This window comes from Paenibacillus qinlingensis, from assembly GCF_031455095.1.
GTDB lineage: Bacteria > Bacillota > Bacilli > Paenibacillales > NBRC-103111 > Paenibacillus_E > Paenibacillus_E qinlingensis_A.
Map to the genome: position 1 here is coordinate 534,558 of NZ_JAVDSB010000001.1, position 19,848 is coordinate 554,405.

General features: G+C 46.6%; 16 protein-coding genes. 14 read left to right on the forward strand and 2 right to left on the reverse strand.

What is annotated here, in order from left to right:
- The first annotated feature begins 34 nt into the window (after positions 1-34).
- From J2736_RS02220 to J2736_RS02285, 14 genes are all read left to right on the forward strand, one after another.
- Positions 35-670, forward strand: a complete 636-nt coding sequence (locus J2736_RS02220; RefSeq protein ID WP_310225158.1) for a helix-turn-helix transcriptional regulator — start codon at positions 35-37, stop codon at positions 668-670.
- 16 nt (positions 671-686) lie between these two features.
- Positions 687-1,490, forward strand: coding sequence for a pyruvate, water dikinase regulatory protein (locus tag J2736_RS02225; RefSeq protein WP_310223109.1), 804 nt, complete (start codon positions 687-689; stop codon positions 1,488-1,490).
- Positions 1,491-1,536: 46 nt separating this feature from the next.
- Positions 1,537-2,502: a class II fructose-bisphosphatase gene (gene glpX / locus J2736_RS02230; protein ID WP_310223111.1), complete on the forward strand. Its 966-nt coding sequence runs from the start codon at positions 1,537-1,539 to the stop codon at positions 2,500-2,502.
- Positions 2,503-2,601: 99 nt separating this feature from the next.
- The gene (locus J2736_RS02235) at positions 2,602-3,267 is read left to right on the forward strand and encodes a hypothetical protein (protein WP_310223113.1); all 666 of its coding nucleotides are present in this window, start codon (positions 2,602-2,604) and stop codon (positions 3,265-3,267) included.
- A 179-nt stretch (positions 3,268-3,446) separates the two neighbouring features.
- The gene (locus tag J2736_RS02240) at positions 3,447-4,532 is read left to right on the forward strand and encodes a Gfo/Idh/MocA family protein (RefSeq protein ID WP_310223116.1); all 1,086 of its coding nucleotides are present in this window, start codon (positions 3,447-3,449) and stop codon (positions 4,530-4,532) included.
- A gap of 152 nt (positions 4,533-4,684) precedes the next feature.
- Entirely contained in the window at positions 4,685-5,467 is a 783-nt protein-coding gene (locus J2736_RS02245) for an SDR family NAD(P)-dependent oxidoreductase (RefSeq protein ID WP_310223118.1), read from the forward strand.
- Between the two features lie 457 nt (positions 5,468-5,924).
- Positions 5,925-7,046: a glycoside hydrolase family 88 protein gene (locus J2736_RS02250; protein ID WP_310223120.1), complete on the forward strand. Its 1,122-nt coding sequence runs from the start codon at positions 5,925-5,927 to the stop codon at positions 7,044-7,046.
- Positions 7,039-8,199 (forward strand): DUF2264 domain-containing protein, encoded by a 1,161-nt coding sequence (locus J2736_RS02255; RefSeq protein WP_310223122.1) that lies wholly within the window; start codon positions 7,039-7,041, stop codon positions 8,197-8,199. The genes J2736_RS02250 and J2736_RS02255 overlap by 8 nt, the downstream gene beginning before the upstream one ends.
- A gap of 260 nt (positions 8,200-8,459) precedes the next feature.
- Positions 8,460-11,324, forward strand: coding sequence for an Ig-like domain-containing protein (locus tag J2736_RS02260; protein ID WP_310223124.1), 2,865 nt, complete (start codon positions 8,460-8,462; stop codon positions 11,322-11,324).
- A 102-nt stretch (positions 11,325-11,426) separates the two neighbouring features.
- On the forward strand, positions 11,427-12,704 hold the full coding sequence (locus tag J2736_RS02265) for a hypothetical protein (RefSeq protein WP_310223126.1): 1,278 nt from the start codon (positions 11,427-11,429) through the stop codon (positions 12,702-12,704).
- A gap of 219 nt (positions 12,705-12,923) precedes the next feature.
- Positions 12,924-14,579, forward strand: a complete 1,656-nt coding sequence (locus J2736_RS02270; RefSeq protein ID WP_310223128.1) for a PucR family transcriptional regulator — start codon at positions 12,924-12,926, stop codon at positions 14,577-14,579.
- Positions 14,580-14,701: 122 nt separating this feature from the next.
- A complete protein-coding gene (gene ald, locus J2736_RS02275) occupies positions 14,702-15,817 on the forward strand; it encodes an alanine dehydrogenase (protein ID WP_310223130.1) in 1,116 nt (371 codons plus the stop codon).
- Positions 15,818-16,023: 206 nt separating this feature from the next.
- On the forward strand, positions 16,024-17,670 hold the full coding sequence (locus J2736_RS02280; RefSeq protein ID WP_310223132.1) for an AGE family epimerase/isomerase: 1,647 nt from the start codon (positions 16,024-16,026) through the stop codon (positions 17,668-17,670).
- 33 nt (positions 17,671-17,703) lie between these two features.
- The gene (locus J2736_RS02285; RefSeq protein WP_310223134.1) at positions 17,704-18,663 is read left to right on the forward strand and encodes an acetylxylan esterase; all 960 of its coding nucleotides are present in this window, start codon (positions 17,704-17,706) and stop codon (positions 18,661-18,663) included.
- Positions 18,664-18,685: 22 nt separating this feature from the next.
- Here the strand turns inward: J2736_RS02285 and J2736_RS02290 are convergent, their stop codons facing one another.
- Together J2736_RS02290 and J2736_RS02295 are read right to left on the reverse strand one after the other, a co-directional pair.
- Positions 18,686-19,600: an AraC family transcriptional regulator gene (locus J2736_RS02290; protein ID WP_310223136.1), complete on the reverse strand. Its 915-nt coding sequence runs from the start codon at positions 19,598-19,600 to the stop codon at positions 18,686-18,688.
- 1 nt (position 19,601) lies between these two features.
- Positions 19,602-19,808 carry a YrzA family protein gene (locus J2736_RS02295; RefSeq protein WP_310223138.1) on the reverse strand — a complete coding sequence of 69 codons (207 nt, stop codon included), beginning with the start codon at positions 19,806-19,808 and terminating at the stop codon, positions 19,602-19,604.
- Between the last annotated feature and the right edge of the window lie 40 nt (positions 19,809-19,848).

A 19,848-nucleotide genomic window follows, 5' to 3' on the forward strand; every position in this document is an offset into this window, starting at 1 on the left:
ATATAACGGTATTACGTGGCATTAGGAGGGAAGCATCATCGAACTTACGGCTCGCCAGTTAGAAATTATTGATCTTGTCGGTAAATATGCGCCTATTGCGGGGGAACGCATCGCGGAGCTGTTGGGCATTAGCCGACCAACCATTCGCTCGGATTTAGCCGTATTAGTCATGCTGCGGCATATCGATGCGAAGCCAAAGGTAGGTTATTTTCTCGGTACTGCAGCACTCGACGTACATGCGCCACTCAAATTGATCGAATCCATGAAGGTGAAGGACGTGATGGGCATTCCCGTCATCCTTCGTGAGACGGTTACAGTTAGTGATGCAGTCGTTACCCTTTTTCTGGAAAATGTAGGGAGTCTGATGATTGTCAATCAAGAGGGAACCCTTGCTGGCGTTGTTTCACGTAAGGATTTACTTAAGGTTACACTTGGACATGCAACGGCAACGTCGATGCCAGTCTCGCTAGTAATGACAAGGCAACCGAACATCATTACAGTGAAGCCGGAAGATAGTGTGGTGGAGGCCGCACGGAAGATGATTCACCATGAAGTCGACAGCTTGCCCGTCGTTCATGCAATTGAAGGTCGGGAAGGCTTGGAAGTGGTTGGCCGAATTACGAAAACAACGATGACCAAATTGCTGCTGGATGTAGCGCGGGGTACGTAAATCAGGGGGAATTTACATGGGAGAGAAGCTGCATACCATTTTCGTATGTTCGGATTCGGTAGGAGAAACAGCGAATACGGTTGTACAAGCTACGATTCGACAGTTCAATGCAAGTCAGGTTAGCGTGAAGAGACATGGTTCAATCCGCACAGAAGATGAAGTGCGAGCGATCGTAGAAGAAGCCTCTAGATTAAAGGGATTTATTGCATACACGCTTGTGCTGCCAGAGCTTAGAGAGATGATGCGGCAGGAAGCCATTCGCTTGAATGTGAATGCGATTGATATTATGGGTCCGATGATGCAAGCCTTTATCGATACGTTCAAGGATTCGCCGAAACGCAAGGTGGGGCTGTTGTATCAGCTGGATGAACAGTATTATCAACGGGTTGAAGCTGTAGAATTTACGGTTAATAGTGATGATGGCAAGGATCCAAGCACAATGAAACAAGCACATATCGTACTTCTGGGACCATCACGAACGTCGAAGACACCACTTAGCATCTATTTGGCGCATAAAGGTTATAAGGTATCGAATTATCCCCTAGTACCCGAGGTAAAACCACCAAGTATTTTATTTGACTTAGATCCCAAAAAATTAGTTGGGCTCACTATGAGTACAGATAAATTAATTGGCATTCGCACGGAACGGCTGAAAGCAGTGGGTCTTCCATTTGGTGCTAAATATGCAACGAAAGATCGCATAGAGGAAGAAATTGCTTTTGCCATGAAATTGTATCGTGAATTGGGTTGTTCCGTCATTGATGTGAGTGAGAAAGCAATTGAGGAAACAGCAGGTTTAATCTTGGCGGAAAGATCATAGCGCATCAAATAACGAATTAAACCAATTTCGGGAGGATGGGTTGCTCATGCATAGAGACTTGTCGTTGGAAATCGTACGGGTAACGGAGGCCGCGGCCATTGCATCGGCAAGCTGGACGGGCAAAGGGAATAAGATCGATGCGGATGGAGCGGCAACGGCTGCGATGCGTGAATATTTCAGTGCCGTTCCTTTTCGCGGGACTGTTGTTATCGGTGAAGGGGAAATGGATGAGGCGCCCATGCTCTATATTGGAGAAGAGGTAGGCAGTGGCGCAGGGCCGGAATTTGATGTTGCCGTCGATCCGTTAGAGGGAACAGACATTGTGGCCAGTGGTCGGAATAATGCACTCTCCGTCGTCGCAATTGCTGAGAAAGGAAATCTACTCCATGCCCCGGATATGTATATGGCGAAGCTGGCGGTAGGGCCGCGTTTGGCTGGTAAGTTGAGTCTTGATGATCCGCTGGAGGTAACCATTCAGAAGGCCGCAAGTTTGCTGCAAAAGCAGATCTCCGAGCTGACCGTCTCCATTCTGGATCGCAATCGGCATGCCGAACACATCCTGACTTTACGTAAGCTTGGTGTCAAAATCTACTTGCTTAGCGACGGAGACGTGGCAGGTGCCATGGCGGTCGCTTTTCCCGAAACAGGCATAGATTTGCATGTCGGCTCAGGTGGAGCGCCCGAAGGGGTGCTTGCGGCTGCAGCATTGCGCTGCATGGGAGGCGAGCTGCAAGGTCGGTTGCTGCCAGAGAATGAGGAAGAGCTTCTGCGCTGCCTAGCCATGGGCATTTCTGATCCATCGAAAGTATTAGGCATGCGTGAGCTAGTGGGCGAGTCCGATATCATCTTCGCAGCAACAGGCGTCACATCGGGTGATTTCTTACATGGTGTGAAATATGGCTGGGGTGGCCGTGCGCAGACCCATTCCGTCGTTATGAGAGCTCAAACGCAGACCGTACGTTTTATCCAATGCGTCCATCAATTGCACAACGAGCAGCGCGGGAGTGCCTAAGTCTTAGTAGCTTCAAAGCCTCTCTTCAAATGATATTCATGTGCCAAGTTCCCCTCCGCATATACTTATGCCAAAGAAGATGCGAAAAGAGGGATAACGATGAGCTTGTCTTCAATTGATTTTCTTTCTGTCGTCCGCAGCTGTATTCCCGAGGAGGCCGAGATTGTCGTATTGCAGCAGGAGGGAAATCCCGCGGCGATACTTTATGCCGATGTAGATGGGGATGGATTTCAAGAAATTACAGCTCTGTATAGATATTTAGATAGTCAATATTTGTTCTCCCTGAAAGAGTACTCGGGTAACTGGTTCCCGATTGCCTCGGCTTCTACAGGCAGGGAGCAGGCTGTAAAGGATTTTGCAGCAGCGCCGATCTCACGCAGAGAAGGCTGGGACGTCATTATTGGCTGGGAACATGCAGGTGAGCAGACTGCGGAATTAGATATTATTCAATGGACGCAGGCTGGATTCCAACGTGTCATTCCTCCTGGCACGACCTATTCACATGTGGAAATTGAAGATATGCCCACACGAAACGGCTCCGATGGACTTTGTGAAATTGCCTTATGGACAAAGGAGAAAGGCCAGGCGTATCGCGTAGAAACGTATCGCTGGGATCCACATCGCTTAGTTCCGACTACGGATGTGCATGCGTACTATTTTCAAAAGGTGGCTCGCTATTATGAGGAGTTAACAAAGGAGCATCCGGAAGAACAATTGTACAGGAGTTGCTTAGAGGATGCCCAGAAGCGGGCAGGTGGAAGCTAAGTTGTTTATCCAGATACCAGGGGAGATGCTCTCCTGGTATTTTTGTTGTGTCGTATTTTCTGAGTAGGCTTGTCCGAAATTCAGACTTAAATTAAGCGTTTTCCTGTGCTAACATTTAAGGCAGTTGTCAAGATATCATATCATTGAATGTAAGAACAAAACCTACTGGAGGTCTTCACATGTCACGTAAGTATCGAATCGGTATTATTGGTTGCGGTGGAATTGCAAATGGTAAGCATTTACCAAGTTTGAGCAAGCTAGCTAATGTTGAATTAGTCGCATTTTGTGACATTGTCCAAGAGCGTGCAGCAACAGCAGCAGCAAAATACGGGATTGAAGGCGCAACAGTTTGCGAAGATTATAAAGAAATACTGCAAGATGCAACGATCGACATTGTACATGTGTTAACACCGAATATTTCTCACGCAGAAATTTCGATTGCAGCACTCGAAGCTGGTAAGCACGTAATGTGTGAGAAGCCGATGGCAAAAACAGCTGAGGATGCGAAACGCATGCTTGAAACTGCGAAACGCACAGGCAAAAAACTAACCATTGGGTATAACAACCGTTTCCGCGCGGATAGCCAGCATTTGAAAAACGTTTGTGCTGATGGCGAGTTAGGACATATTTATTTTGCTAAAGCGCATGCGATTCGTCGTCGTGCTGTACCTACATGGGGTGTTTTCTTAGATGAAGAGAAACAAGGTGGAGGTCCGTTAATCGACATTGGTACGCATGCGTTAGACTTGACGCTTTGGATGATGGACAACTACAAACCGAAGGTTGTGTTAGGAACTTCCTATCATGAGTTGTCTAAAAAAGAAAATGCAGCCAATGCATGGGGCCCTTGGGATCCAAGTAAGTTTACCGTGGAAGATTCTGCTTTCGGGATGATCGTGATGGAGAATGGCGCGACCATTATCTTGGAGTCCAGCTGGGCGTTAAATACGCTTGAAGTGGATGAAGCGAAGTGTTCGTTGAGCGGTACCGAAGGTGGAGCAGACATGAAAGGCGGACTTCGCATCAATGGTGAGAAGCACAGTCGTCTATTCACAACTGAGGTTGATTTAAAAGCAGGCGGCGTTGCTTTCTATGACGGTGCCAGCGAAAGTGCAGCAGATGTAGAAATGCGTTCATGGATTAATGCCATTGAGCAAGATATCGATCCGGTTGTAACACCAGAACAAGCATTTGTGGTATCACAAATTCTTGAAGCTATTTATGAATCTGCACGTACGGGTAAAGCTGTTTACCTAAATCAATAGGAAATGAGACGGAAAGCCATTAGGATGATCGATCCTGATGGTTTTTTGTCATAGCTGTCGGTTAACTTGGATTTGAAAAAAGGCGTAGAGATAGCGTATGCTTAACCTTATAAAGGAATCATTCTGTCATAGAGGGAAAGGAAGCGAAAGCTATGCAACTAGGCTTACATAATAAAGTCGCTTTAATAACTGGAGGAAGCAAAGGGATTGGGCTTGCAACAGCCATTGCCTTATCGCGCGAAGGTGCAAAAGTGGCCATACTTGCGCGTAATGCCGAGCAGCTTCAAGAAGCGGCTGTCCAAATTGCCAACTTAACCGAGGGTGACGTGCTGACGATTCAGGCTGATGTGACATCGGAAGCGGATTGTCAGCGTGCGATTGAAGAGACTGTACAACGTTTCGGAGGTTTACATATCTTAGTGAACAACGCAGGTACTTCTTCGGCAGCGCCATTCCAGCAGGTAAGCTCGGACGTGTGGCGTCAAGATTTGGAGTTGAAGCTATTCGGAGCGATCCACTGCTCGCAATTTGCCATTCCACATATGCGCGAAGCAGGCGGTGGTTCCATCGTGAATATTACGACGTCCGCAGCAAAGACGCCACCAGCTTCTTCCATGCCAACTTCCGTTAGCCGAGCGGCTGGCTTAGCTTTAACCAATGCGATGAGCAAGGATCTGGGTTCCGCACAGATTCGGGTCAACACCGTATGTATTGGCACGATACGAAGTGACCAAATCGAGAAGGTATGGAAGCGAGTTGCTCCAGATTTGACTTGGGAAGAATTCGCTAGCGATCCGCGGCACGATATTCCGCTAGGACGTATTGGCAACGCGGAGGAAGCGGCAAATGTCATCACCTTTTTAGCATCGGATGCTGCTTCGTATGTGACGGGAACCTCCGTGAATATTGATGGTGGAAAAAGCGCAGCCTTATAGCAGATAACAGACAACAAAGCCTATGTCTCTCCCGCAAGGGAAAGCCATAGGCTTTGTTCTTCTTCTATGTTTCTTAGGGCATGGAGTTGGATTTTAAGCTCTACGCTTCTTTCTCAGATACCAGACGATCTCAGAGATAGCGTCCCGGATTGAAGTGATTGGATGAAAAGCAAATGTCATTGTCATAAGCAAGAAACCTCCCTAACCCTGAAAGAATGTCATGCATGAATAGTATTACGTAACAAATATAGGGATGGTTCTATTTTTTTTTAGTGGGCAAAGCCTATTTTTTTGCAAGCTAGCTTGTATCGAATTTGTTCCTCCGAATTGGATATTTTCTCTTGACAGGTTAAACGTTTCAATTTAAGCTAAAAGTGAGTGTTAAACGTTTAACTCGCTCGCGCTTTTGGAGCAATCATTGAGCAACTTATAACAAGTGATACGGAGTGATTCTAACATGTGGAAACAAGCTATTGAAGATGCTTTGCAGAAGACGAAAGTAAATATTGAGCGTTTCGGGGATCAGTTCCCTCATGTCAGTGAGAACGATATTTATCATTTGAATCCAAATACGGATTGGACGGATGGCTTCTGGTCAGGCATTTTGTGGCTGGGCTATCAATACACAGGGGACAAAGTGTTTCAAGAAGCTGCACAGCGCACAGTTGCAAGCTTTAAACAAAGACTTGAAAATAATGTAGGATTAGGTCACCATGATATCGGCTTCCTCTATTCCCTGTCTTCGAAAGCGCAATGGATCCTTGAAAAGGATGAGAACGCGAAACAACTTACTTTGCAAGCTGCTGATGTGTTAATGAAGCGTTGGAGACCGAAGGGTCAGTACATTCAAGCTTGGGGTCCAGAGGGTGACGAGAAGAACGGCGGAAGAATCATTATCGATTGTCTATTGAATTTGCCATTATTGTACTGGGCTTATGAACAAACAGGTGATTCAAAATATAAAGATGTAGCTGTTATCCACGCGGATCTGTCACGCCGTTACTTGGTACGCGGTGACGATTCTTCGTACCACACGTTCTATTTCGATCAAGAAACAGGTGAACCGCTGCATGGAGGAACTCATCAAGGGTATTCCGATGGGTCAACATGGACAAGAGGACAAGCGTGGGGGATTTACGGCTTTGCCCTTTCCTACCACTATACGAAAAACCCATTATACTTAGAGACTGCCAAACGCTTAGCACGTTACTTCTTTGAACGTCTGCCGGAAGATGACGTTGTGTATTGGGATTTCAATGCGCCTGTTAATGACGAAACGAAAAGAGATAGTTCTGCTTCTGCCATTGCATCTGCTGGGGCTCTTGAGATTCTTGAGCATTTGTCAGGGGATGATCCAGATCGTGCATTCTTGGAAAATGGTGTGCAACGCTCGATGGCTGGACTCGTGAAGTCCTACGCTACCATTGGCAAACCGGATGCACAAGGTTTCCTTGAGCGCGGTTCCTACAGTGTTCGCGGCGGAGCAGCACCGGATGATTATGTGATTTGGGGCGACTACTACTATTTAGAAGCACTTCTTCGTCTAGAAAAAGGCTTCAAGGGTTATTGGTATGAGTAATTCGCTATCAACTGTGGCAACAGATCGCGCTTATTGGCTTCAGACGATGCTTCGCATTGCTGATCCTGTCCTTAAGGCGCTAGCAACTAGACAACTTCGTGCCACAATGCCAGTGGAATGTAAAAAAGAAGAGCAACGCGCCTTTACGCATCTCGAAGCGTTCGGTCGTACGCTCGTCGGTATGGCGCCATGGCTAGAGACACCTGCGTCCAATGCCGAGGAAGAAGAGCTTCGCCTGACATATGGCAAGCTGGCAAGAGAGGCTATGGATGCGGCTACGGATCCCCAGTCTCCGGATTTCTTGAACTTTGCGACAGGCATGCAGCCGATCGTGGATACTGCTTTTCTGTCTCATGCGATTCTACGTGCACCGAATACACTCTGGCACAGCTTGGATGCGCGTGTACAAGCCAATCTCGCAGCCGCGATGAAAACCTCGCGGACACGCAAGCCAGGCTTTAATAACTGGCTGCTCTTCGCAGCGATGACAGAAACGGCACTTGGTGTCATGGGCGAGGACTGGGACCATATGCGTGTTGACTTTGCACTAAAGCAGCATGAACAATGGTATCTAGGCGACGGCATGTATGGGGATGGCGTAGACTATCATGCGGATTACTACAATAGCTTTGTTATTCAACCAATGATGGTGGATATCATTGAGCATGTACATGCGTTATATGCGGATTGGGGCAAAATGCGAGAGAACATCCTGAAACGCGCACAACGTTATGCAGCCGTTCAGGAGCGCATGATCTCTCCGGAAGGTACGTTCCCAGCGATTGGCCGGTCATTAGCATACCGCTTCGGCGCATTTCAATCGCTTGCTCAGACGGCGCATCGTCGTGAGCTGCCCGTAGAGGTTGCGCCAGCTCAAGTACGCGGCGCATTGACGGCTGTCATTCGCAGATTGATCGAAGCGCCAGGTACCTTTGATGATGCCGGATGGTTGCGTATCGGTCTGTGCGGGCACCAACCGGAGCTGGGCGAGCCTTACATCTCGACAGGAAGCTTGTACCTATGTTCTGCGGTATTCCTTCCACTTGGATTGCCAGCCCATGATGAGTTCTGGCAAGGTGCTGATGTGCCGTGGACTTCCCAGCAGGTGTGGTCCCACAAGACAGTGGCTATCGATCACGCGTTATACGAATAAATGTATGTATAGCACGTACACGTCCCGTTGGGATGGGTACGTGCTTTTTGTGATCACATCGAAGGCTGCAAGGTTGTTTTTCAAAAATACATGTAAAAACCGTTCGATGACTATGCAAATCGGGAGATAGCCTCATTGTCTGACGTACAAGTGACCCCTACAATTAGAGTTACGAAGAGGGCGTCTCCCCGATCTACGCGACATGACACGCGAAAGCGGTTATGTATACATGGTAATCTCGATGAGGAGGTATGTCGTGGATGAAAAGATTGGTGACAAGCACGTTGATTGGTTTCATGATGTTGTTTGTGTTTTTGCTTGTTGGAAGTGCTGCAATGGCAAGCGGTGAAGGGCAAATTATTAAACCTTCTGCTGCCGGTGCGGCGACGGGAAGTACATTTTTTCCACTGGATTATGCCTTTGACAGTCCAGATATCGTTCTGGATACGACTGGAGCCCCGACAGGAGGTCCGGGGACGAACAATGCGCCAGCTTATAGCACTAGCCGAGTCGGTTATGTGGATCTTGGCCCGAATTGGTCGAATATAAGAATCACGTCGACTTGGACCAAGTACAGAGCTTCAAGCGTCGGTAACATGACCCCGTATACCGAAATTTGGTGGGACAATGATATCGACACGACGAATGACAGTGGTTTAACCGAAACGCACTTTAATTTTAACAGTGTACAGGGTCTAGCCAACACGGGGACGACAACACCTTGGCTGAGAGATAATGACGTTAGCTCTAGCCCGATTACTCCGATGGGACGCTATCTCATGCTCCGCTCTCCCATCAACATGACCAATCGTGCAAGTGAATATGCCATTGTGGGCTATCTCGTCGATGAGGCCATTAGAGTTATCCCCCCAGCAGTGGCCGGGCAAGCGAGTGGCAGTCAGTTTTTTCCTATGAACAATGCCTTTGACGGACAACCAAATCTCGATCCGTTAACCGGAGAGCCTACGGGAGGTGTTTCAGTCGTTGATGCGCCGGCCTATGCCGACAGGGTTGGTTATATTGATTTTGGCGTGGACTGGAACAAGGTAAGAATAACTTCAACGTGGACGAAGTACAGAGCTTCAAGCTCAGGTAATCAGACGCCCTACGCGTCTCTTTGGTGGGATGATGATATTGACACTATTAATGACAGCGGTTTCACGGAAACGCAAATCAACTTCAATAGCGCACTAAACCTTTCCACCGGAACAACAACCCCATGGATAAAAGATAATGATGTTATCAGCAATCCTATTGCACCAAAAGCGAGGTACTTGTTGGCCCGTTCGCCACTTACGATGACTAATAGAGCTAGTGAATACACGATCTTAGGGTGGATCGACGAGAATGGAAACGGCATCCAAGACGCACTTAATCGTCCTGTAAGCGGCATTACATTAACAGGGGCAGGTGGAGCTACCAGCATTTTAACTGGCAGTACACTGCAGATGTCAGCTGCTGTGCAGCCTTTTAATGCGACGAATAAAAATGTAACTTGGTCCGTTACGAACGGAACTGGAAGCGCTACAATAAATTCAACGGGCTTGGTGACAGCTGTATCGGATGGCACTGTAACCGTGAAGGCAACCGCACAGGATGGATCAGGTGTATTCGGAAAGATAGAGTTAGCTATTTCCCAATACAGCCAATTCATTTTACCTGTTCAAGGGGCTTCCTCCATCTATTACATTGACTTACAGAGTGCCTTTCCGACTGTCAACTGGCAGACGCTAGAGCGGCTTTATATACCTGCTGGGAACTATCAATATGTGAAATTAGGCAATCTTCCGCAAAGAACCGCAAGCAATCCCCTAATGATCACGAACTATGGCGGGCAGGTGAAAATTAGCGGTACGTATTCGTATACCCTTTCCATCGAAGGGGGTAAGAACTGGATTTTGACTGGTAAATATGACAGTGCGTTAAAAACAGGGCACGTCAATTTCCAGGGACATCTCAATGGGAACTATGCGACTTCCTCAACAGGCCTATATGGTATAGAAGTCGGCCGCAATACTTCTAATGGCATCAGTGTCAGTAAGAATGCGACGAATTTTGAGCTCTCGCACATCGAGGTCGCCCATGCTGGTTTTGCTGGCTTGCTGATTAAAACAGATGGTGTGGCTACGGCTACGATGGATGGCGTAAAAATCCATGATATGTACATCCATGATTCGGAATCAGAAGGAATGTACATCGGCAATACGAGCAGTGATCTCAGTAAGCAGCATATTTTCACCAATTTGGAAATCTATAATAATCGGGTGCTGAGGTCAGGTACGGAGGGTATTCAGTTATCCAATATGGGAGATGGGATTAAGGTTCATAACAATGTAGTCGTCATGAACTCCTTAGATTGGAAAAATCCTTTTCAGCTTTGGCAAGACGGCGTATTCCAATATAGTCAACGAACCGGAAGCGCAGAGATCTATAACAACGTGTTTATTGGTGGTGCCAGCAGCTTGTTCTCGGTAAGATTATCTGCGGCTCCGGGTGAAACGCCAAATCCTATGGATGAAGTGTTGATGCATGACAATTACTTCTCCCATAGCCGGGATATTCTTGCCTATATTCATGATACAGCTTCCAATTATGCTACAAAATTCAGGTTTGAAAATAATGTCATTCGACAAATCCATTTCCAGTACGATGAACTTCCTGGCGGACATGTGAATTCGAACAAAATGTTCTATGTATCGGACAATACGCACAATCCGATGGTTTTCACGAACAATACCCGAGATGGCGGGCAAGTGTTCATTGACAGCATTGCAGGAAACAATGGGACTGTAGGAAACATTTCCGCATCAGGTAACACGACCGTAGCCAACTTGGCTCCGGTAATATTCAAGGATGTAACGCCATTTTCCTCTACGTTTGATTGGAGCTTGATAGAAAGATGGGATGATTACTCGGATTTATATGCAGTCCCGATTTATTTTAAGGATGGGGATTATGTGTACGACTTCCCGACAGGGAATTTGTACAAAAATATCGAAGTGGGAACCCATACAGGAAAGAATCCCGCTACAAATCCTAGCACATGGAGTCTTCAAACACCGATGAAGGAGGATTTCAGACTGGATGCGACATCGCCGTACCAGGGAATAGGTCTTTTGCCATGATGACAAGGTCATAGACCACATGGAAGTAAGATCAAGCTGTTCTGCGAAGGCGGGACGGCTTGATTCATGAATGACACGGAATATAATCTAAGGAGGGGTATCATGGGTAATTTTTATCAAGTAGCGCAAAAAAACGGGAACTGGTCGTTCATAACGCCGCAAGATCAACCTTTTTATTCCCTTGGTGTGAATGGTGTGCATAATCAGATCGTGGATCAGGCTCATTGGTTGAAAACAAATCTGGTACAAAAATACGGCGGGAATCGAGAATGGTTTCCCGAATGGGCCAAGGAAAAGCTGAGCCAGGTGGAGCAGTTCGGATTCAATACACTGGGGGCTTGGCATGAACCTTATTATTGGGGAAACGGCAAGCCGAAAACAGTTGAAATCCGTATGTCCAGGTTTGCGCCAAAGGTGAACACAGATTGGGGAACGGGATTCCCTGACGTATTCGACCCCAAATTTCATGCCTCCGTGGAACGCGCATGCTTGGATTGCTTTATGAGCGGCCGCGGGGAAGCACTATTGAACGATCCAGGTGTTATTGGTTATTATACCGATAATGAAATTCACTGGTGGGGACATGGCGGCAAATGGGGCAACAATGACCCAGGCAATGGGGCTAATGAAACGAGTCTAGTCGATGACTATTTGGAACAGCCGGCAAGTGGGTATGGCAAATTGGCCTGGATCAAGACACTGAGAGAACGTCACAGTTCGATTGAGAGATTGAATGAGACGTGGGGATCGGAGTATACAGATTTTGAGGACTTGGCGCATATTGCGGTTTACCGGGCGGATCATCCAGAAGCGCTGGAAGCGGATAAATTGGCTTTCCTTCGGGAGATTGCCGAGGTTTATTATACAACGACATCCAATGCGCTCAAGCGATATGATCCAAGCAGGCTTAACCTAGGGGACAGGATGGTGGGTACAAGCACACCAGAGGTTGTTTTTGATGTCATGAAAGACTACGCAGATGTGATTACGCTGAACTTTTACAGTTTCGACCTGCCTGAACGGTGGATGAGTTATATTCATGAGCGCACAGGCTTGCCAATCATGATAACGGAATTCAGCTTCTGTGCAGGCGCGGAAGCAGGATTTTTGATGAATACCAACGGTGCTCGGAATGTCCTAGTACGGTCCCAATCTCGCAGAGGCGAAACGTATCGCAACTTTGTGGAAGGTGCTGCTCGCATGCCTTTTGTTGTGGGAACACATTGGTTCGCCATGTACGACTATGGCAATCCCCAAGGCTTGATTGGGAACTACGGGCTGCTCGATCTTGCTGATGAACCCTATGAGGAGTTCACCCAATTGGTTCGTCAGACGAACGAAGATGTACTTCAAATTAGAAATTCGCTGGAATCGTCATAGATCTATCGTACGCGTGAAATATACGCCGCTTGCTCATTTTGTCTGAGCTGGCGGTGTTTTTATTTGCGATGACTTTGGAACCCATCTAATTTTCGTGTACACTTAAAATGAAACCTTCCTTGTAAGAACATCATTCTGATATCCACAAATACTCTTTGGCAAATGTTGTGGATAACTTTCATTTTAAATCGTAGATTGCGTAGAGAGAAGTGAGTTTGGATGCATCAACATTATCAATTAACCGTCGAAGAGGTACTGGAACGGCCTTCTTTTCAACATGCTTACATCGCGGCTGGCGCAAAAGGCTTAGGCCGATTAGTTCGTTGGGTTCACATTATAGAAGTGATACAGTTTGAACAGCTGCTGCAAGGTGGTGAGATGATTCTTACCACAGGTGCGGCTTTCAAGAACGATACCGATTTATTCATGACCTATTTAAACCAATTAATCCATAGAAATGTAACCTGTCTCTGCATCGAGATGGGACATTATATAAGTTCAGTGCCACAAGCTTGGATGGATGCAGCAGAGGCACACGATTTCCCGCTTATTATCTTCTCAGAGGCGGTTCGATTTATTACGATCACGCAAGATATTCATGCTCATATTATTAATCAACAACATAAGGTGCTTCAGGATTTGGAGAAAATCTCGCGTGAGTTTCACCGGATGACCTTAACTTCGCAAGGTGTCACGCATGTATTAGCTTTACTGCAAAGCAGTACCAAAGGACAGGTCATTTATGCCCCTGTGGATGTCCCGCCAAAGTTTACGCCGCCGCTTGGGAAAAAGGAGTCCGCCCAATGGCTGGCCTTTCTTGCAAGACGCAGCATAGAAAGTGGAAATGATGGTCCCAATGTGGGCCCGTTTCATGAAGAAGTGGAAGGACGCACGGTCATTGTGCAACCTGTAGGCGCTATGGGTAAAACCTGGGCACACATTCTGCTCGTGCTAGATCGAAAGCCACAGGAGTACGAGTATTTAATTTTGGACTCCGCATCCCTGTCCATCGCGCAGGATTTGTTGCGCAAAAGGTATATGGAAGAGCGGAAATTGTACTCCCAAACGCTATGGGTCGACGATTTATTGCACATGCGCATTCATGATGAGGAGCAGATTAAGGGGCTGATTGGCGCTGAGTTTAGGCGGTTGAACGCATTCACCTATCGGGTGATTTTGATCGAATTTGACCAGGAGCATGAGGATGGTGGAGCCACAGAAGATGAGGGCATCGAATCTGCGGGATTGCACTTGTCGCTAGCCGCACGATCGATTTTTGAGGGTCAGCTATTTCACCCCTTAATCACCTTGAAACACAATAGACTCGTCGTTGTCGCGTTCGATAAGGCACCCCAGAAGGCGGCTAAGGAGCGTTTGAAGCATGTGTGTGAGTTGATTAGAGGGATGAAAGAGAATGAGGGAATTCAATTGAAAATCGGGATTGGCCTGCCGAATCAAAAGTTCCTACAAGCGCATCGCAGCTATCAACAGGCGCTTCAAGCCTTATCTTTAACGGTCACACTTCAGCAGAAAAACGTGATGTTTTATGATGAACTGGGTGTATTTGAGTTGTTATTTCATATTGCGGACAAGGAGATTCTCGCATCATTTATTCGCTCCTACCTCGGTCCAATTCTTGAGCATGATAGTCAAAAAGGCAGTGAGCTGCTGCGAACCCTTAAAGTGTATCTCGACCATGATGGTTCAAAGCAAATCGCTGCGCAGCAGCTTTTTATCGTGAGACAATCCCTCTACTACCGCTTGGACAAAATTGAAGAGCTGCTAGGCGCAGATTATATGAATTCGGAGAAAAGATTAGCGCTGCAAGTAGCCATCCGTGCCTATCAACTACTGCATCCAGAGAAGAAATTGTGAAAAAAAAGCTGTTTATTTTTTGACAAAATGTCTAATGGAACGGAGCCGCTTCTCTCTTATACTTGGAGTCAAGTAGAGAGCGATCCTTGTGTTAGGGGGTCCTCAAGAGAGGTTGATGGGGCATGAATATTGGCGTTCCTAGAGAGATTAAAAATAATGAGTTTCGTGTAGGCATGACACCGAGCTCGGTGCTATCATACATCAAAGCAGGTCACGAAGTACGGGTAGAAACATCAGCTGGGCACAGCATTGGATTTGCGGATGAAGATTATATGGCAGCAGGAGCAACGATTGTTGCAACAGCAGCAGAAGTATGGTCCTCTGATATGGTAGTCAAAGTGAAAGAGCCGCTCCCTGAGGAGTACGGGTATTTTCATGAAGGCTTGATTTTGTACACGTATCTACATCTGGCTCCTGAGGCGGAATTAACACATGCGTTGGTCAGCAAAAAAGTAACAGCCATCGCCTACGAAACGATCCAACTCGACAATGGCAGTTTACCGTTGTTAACGCCGATGAGCGAAGTGGCTGGACGCATGGCCGTGCAGATTGGTGCGCATTTTTTGGAGAAAGCGCATGGCGGCAAAGGCATCCTGCTAGGGGGTGTCCCGGGCGTTGAACCGGGGAAAGTAGCCGTTATTGGCGGCGGGATTGTCGGTGCCAATGCAGCCAAAATGGCTATAGGGCTTGGTGCAGACGTGACCATCATTGATTTGAATGCGGATCGCCTGCGTCAATTGGATGATCAATTTCAGGGACGTGTCAAAACGATCATGTCCAACCCGTATAACATTGCAGAGGTTGTGCGTAAAGCGGATTTGGTAGTCGGTGCGGTACTAATCCCTGGTGCTCGTGCTCCGCGTCTAGTGACGGAGGATATGGTGAAAACGATGAGCCCAGGCAGCGTAATTATTGACGTTGCCATTGATCAAGGGGGTTCCATCGAGACGATTGACCGTATTACTACACATGATCAACCAACCTATGTAAAGCATGGTGTTATCCATTATGCCGTTGCGAACATGCCAGGAGCAGTGGCGCGCACTTCTACCTTGGCGTTGACCAATGTCACAACGACGTACGGACTTCAAATCGCCAGCAAAGGCTTCGTGCGTGCAGCGCTCGACAACAAGGCGATTGCTAAGGGGATCAACGTTGCAGAGGGACATGTTACGTATCAAGCTGTAGCAGAAGCACACGGATATACGTATACCGATATCTATTCATTGATTCAGTAAAAAAAGAGATGAAGGGCCTCCACGAGTTTGTGGAGGTTTTTTTGGTTCCCATTAAGCATCTCGATATGGGTAAATCCAACCCGGTAACTTCACATTGACGCTATATGTATTAGACTATAAAATGATAAAAGTGAAACGTTTCAACAAGATTAATGATTTGCTATGAAACAAAAAGCCTTATGAGCTTTTCAATAGGAGATGACAATTTGACGACGATACAGCAACGACAAGTAGAAATCATTGCCAGCATTGCAGCCGCTGCTTATATACAGCCTATTTTGAGCAATGGCTTTCTTTTCGAAGGAGACGTTCGGGATAATTTCTATTATGCCTCCTATTTATTTGCCGCTTCCGTGGATGCAGCAATTCCTTTCGAAGGTAATCGCAAAGAGGCAAAGGACAAAGCAGAGCGCGTGTTCCTGAACTTACTAGGAATTCAAGATCAGGATCCTGCTAGCAGCACCTACGGTCATTGGCCGCTTAATCTGAGACCAACGCCTCAAGAGGCGTCCAAGAATACATTACCTGTCGAGTTAATGGGGAGCTTGATGGTTTACTTTGCCCAGCGCTATCAGGGGCAACTGAGTGAGGCTCTCCGTACCGCTTTTGATAATACGCTTCGCCATATATATCAAAGTAACTTTTACCGGAAAGCGGTTACAAATTACGGCCATCATGAAGCAAAATATACTGCTGCTAAGCTAATTTTGGGACAACGGTACGGGGATGCCGATCTCATCAAGGATGGGCACGAAAGCTTGCGTATTACGCTCGAACGCGTAACATCCAAAGGGATGACGGAGTACGGAGGACTGCCATGGTTCTGGCACTGGGTGCAGGCTTTTACCTGTGCGTGGCAGTTGACGCAAGATGAAGAAATTCGCAGTGATTTAGCTCAGATGTTGGACTACTTATGGAATGAACGTGCGACGTACTACTTAGGTGGCGCATGGGTAGGTCCGCATGCTCGGATTTGGCCGCATGATATGCCGAGAGATACGAATGTGTTGCACGATTACGTACAATTCGGAGATTTCAAGCTGCCAGCGCCGATGCCAAGAACGGAATATGCAGGTTTCCTTGTGTATGAAGCACCAACACATTGCCTTGAAACTGCTCTGCAGCGTAGGTCAACTCCTGTAGAAATTAAACGACAAGTTCCCAAACAAATTGGACAAGCGGAGCATGAGCAGGATCATCTTCACAGCTATGTATATATCACAGAAAATTATGCAATCGGTGGTATGTGGGAGCGAATCCGTGAATTTGATAACGAGCAGCACCGCTGGGACGTTGCTTTCCCGCTCGATCATTTGGAAGGTGTGAATCATGCTTATTTTTTCCATCCGGATTTGGAGAAGCCAGAAGGAGATTTACGCCATCAGAGCGAATACACAGAAGTGCTTTTTCATAGGCATGTAATTATGGCGACTTATGACATACCAGAGAACCAACCGGGCTATATCAAAGGGTGCTTACCGCTTGGTGAGTGGGTGGAGTCACCAACTGGACTATTTGGTCGGTTTGCTAATGTTTACTTGGCCGTATTTATTCAGCAACCGTATAAGCGTGAGATTCTTGAGGATCGCTGCTTTGTAACTAGCCAGGGGAGAAAGAATGCAGTCGTCGTCGAATGTATCGATCTGGCAGAAGCGGAGTCCCACGGCATTCGCGATGTTCACCATTTTGCCGATCTCATGCTAGCTAAGCAACCTCACTTTGGTGAAAATAATATCCTTTCATATACGTCTTTAACGAATGATACGTTGTTAGTAAGCGGCGATCCAACGAAGGAAATTACTTCACTTGTAAATGGTGAAGCAGTAGATTTCACTTCCTACACGGTCGCTTAAATTCATACATAGGATAGAAAAGAGGATGTTCACATGCCAGCAGTTGATTATCCATTAGAAAAGTTGCTCACGTACGAAGGGCGAAATCCAAGACCCGATGACTTTGATGCATACTGGGAACGTGCCATCGCTGAAATGAAAGCTGTAGATCCCCAAATTGAACTTCGCCCAAGTGATTTTCAAGTGCCGTATGCGGACTGCTTTGATCTGTATTTCACAGGTGTGAAAGGTGCTCGTATTTACGCGAAGTACATTCGCCCGAAGAACGTGACTGAACCTCATCCAGCGATTGTTCAGTTTCATGGATATTCAGGTAATTCTGGAGACTGGAATGATAAGTTGTCTTACGCAGCTCTTGGGTATTCGTTCTTCTCCATGGATTGTCGTGGTCAAGGTGGATTCTCTGAAGATGTTGGCGGAACCAAAGGGACAACTTTACGCGGACACATTGTTCGTGGTTTAGATGATCATCCAGATCAGCTCTTATTCCGTGATATTTTCTTGGATACCGCACAGCTTGCAGGGATTGCCATGAACATGCCTGAAGTTGACGCGACACGTGTAGGTGCGATGGGAGGCTCACAAGGCGGGGCATTGACGATTGCCTGTGCGGCGCTGGAACCACGGATCAAGAAATTGGCACCCGTCTACCCATTCCTCAGTGATTACAAACGCGTATGGGAAATGGATTTGGCAAAGGATGCCTACCTAGAATTGAAAGATTTCTTCCGTCGTCATGACCCGCAGCATAAGCGCGAGGAAGAATATTTTACGAAATTGGGATATATCGATATCCAAAACTTAGCGAATCGGATTCAGGGCGATGTGATGATGGCCGTAGGTCTCATGGACACGGTATGCCCGCCGTCTACCCAATTTGCAGCGTATAATAAAATCACGGCGAATAAAAAGCTGGAAATATTCCCAGATTTTGGGCACGAAGGATTGCCAGGTTTTAATGATTTGACTTTCCGATTCATGATGGATCTTTAACAAATAAAAAAACCACTCCCATTCAAATTGATGCGAGTGGTTTTTTGCGCTCAGCTTGCTGCTGGCGATATTGGGTCGGTGTGACGCCGATCATTTTTTTGAACAGCTGATTGAAGAATTTCATGTCTTGATAACCGACAAGTGCGGCTATATCACTAATTTTGTCTGATGACTCGCGTAAATACTGACAGCAAGCTTCCAATCGCGCATGCTGAACATATGTGGTGAAGGTCATACCTGTGAGCTTTTTCAGCTGACGTTGGAGCTGGCGTTCACTCAGAGATAGCTTGGCCGCTGCTTCAACTAAGGTGATCGGATGGCTGCAATTTGTCCGAATATAAGCCAAGATATGCTCGATGCTTTTCATATTGGCTTGAGGAACCTGTGGATGCTGATCCAGCTTCTCACGATGCATATATACGAGCAATTGCTGCACAGATGCTTGCATAACGGTGATAAAACCTGCGCGGCGAGCATTATACTCGAAATGTAATCGCTCAAATAGAGATTGGAATTCACCGTTCTGTTCATGAAAAGAAAGAAATTCTACTTCATCATTCGTTTCCGTTGCTTTTTGAAAAAAAAGCTGCATATCGGGATCTCCCATTGCTGCAGCATGCTGAAGCAATTGGTTCATCCAAGCTTGTGTGAAGATAAAGTTATATACGATGAGCGGTTTTTTTTGATTCGTTGAGGAAGGTCGGAACACATGAGAAATGCCAACTGGCAAAAAGAAGAGGTCTCCTTTGGTTACTTGCATACTGACATTGTCAATATAATGGGAACCGCTTCCTTCGGCGACATAACTAATTTCGATGAAATCATGCGTATGCTGCTGTAGATCAAAAGTTTCATGTACACGATTCACATAAAAGGGCAATTCAGGAAGGAAATAGAGGTGGCCCGGCGACTCCATAATGCTTCGCTTAATCGTCATCTTATTTCACTTTGAAGTGAATAACAGCACTGTACAGCATTTTACCTGCATTCGGGTCGAACACAATGTGATGCTGAATGGCATAAACATCCAGCATGAGCGCTTTGTTATTGTCAATTTGGTCATTAATTTTCTTTTCGAGTGTTTTCATGTCGTAGGCTTGAAAAAATTCAATTTTATTTTCAATACGATCTAAAATAAAGTCCATGATCCTGCGCCTCCTTCGGTTGAATGTAAATTTATGACGA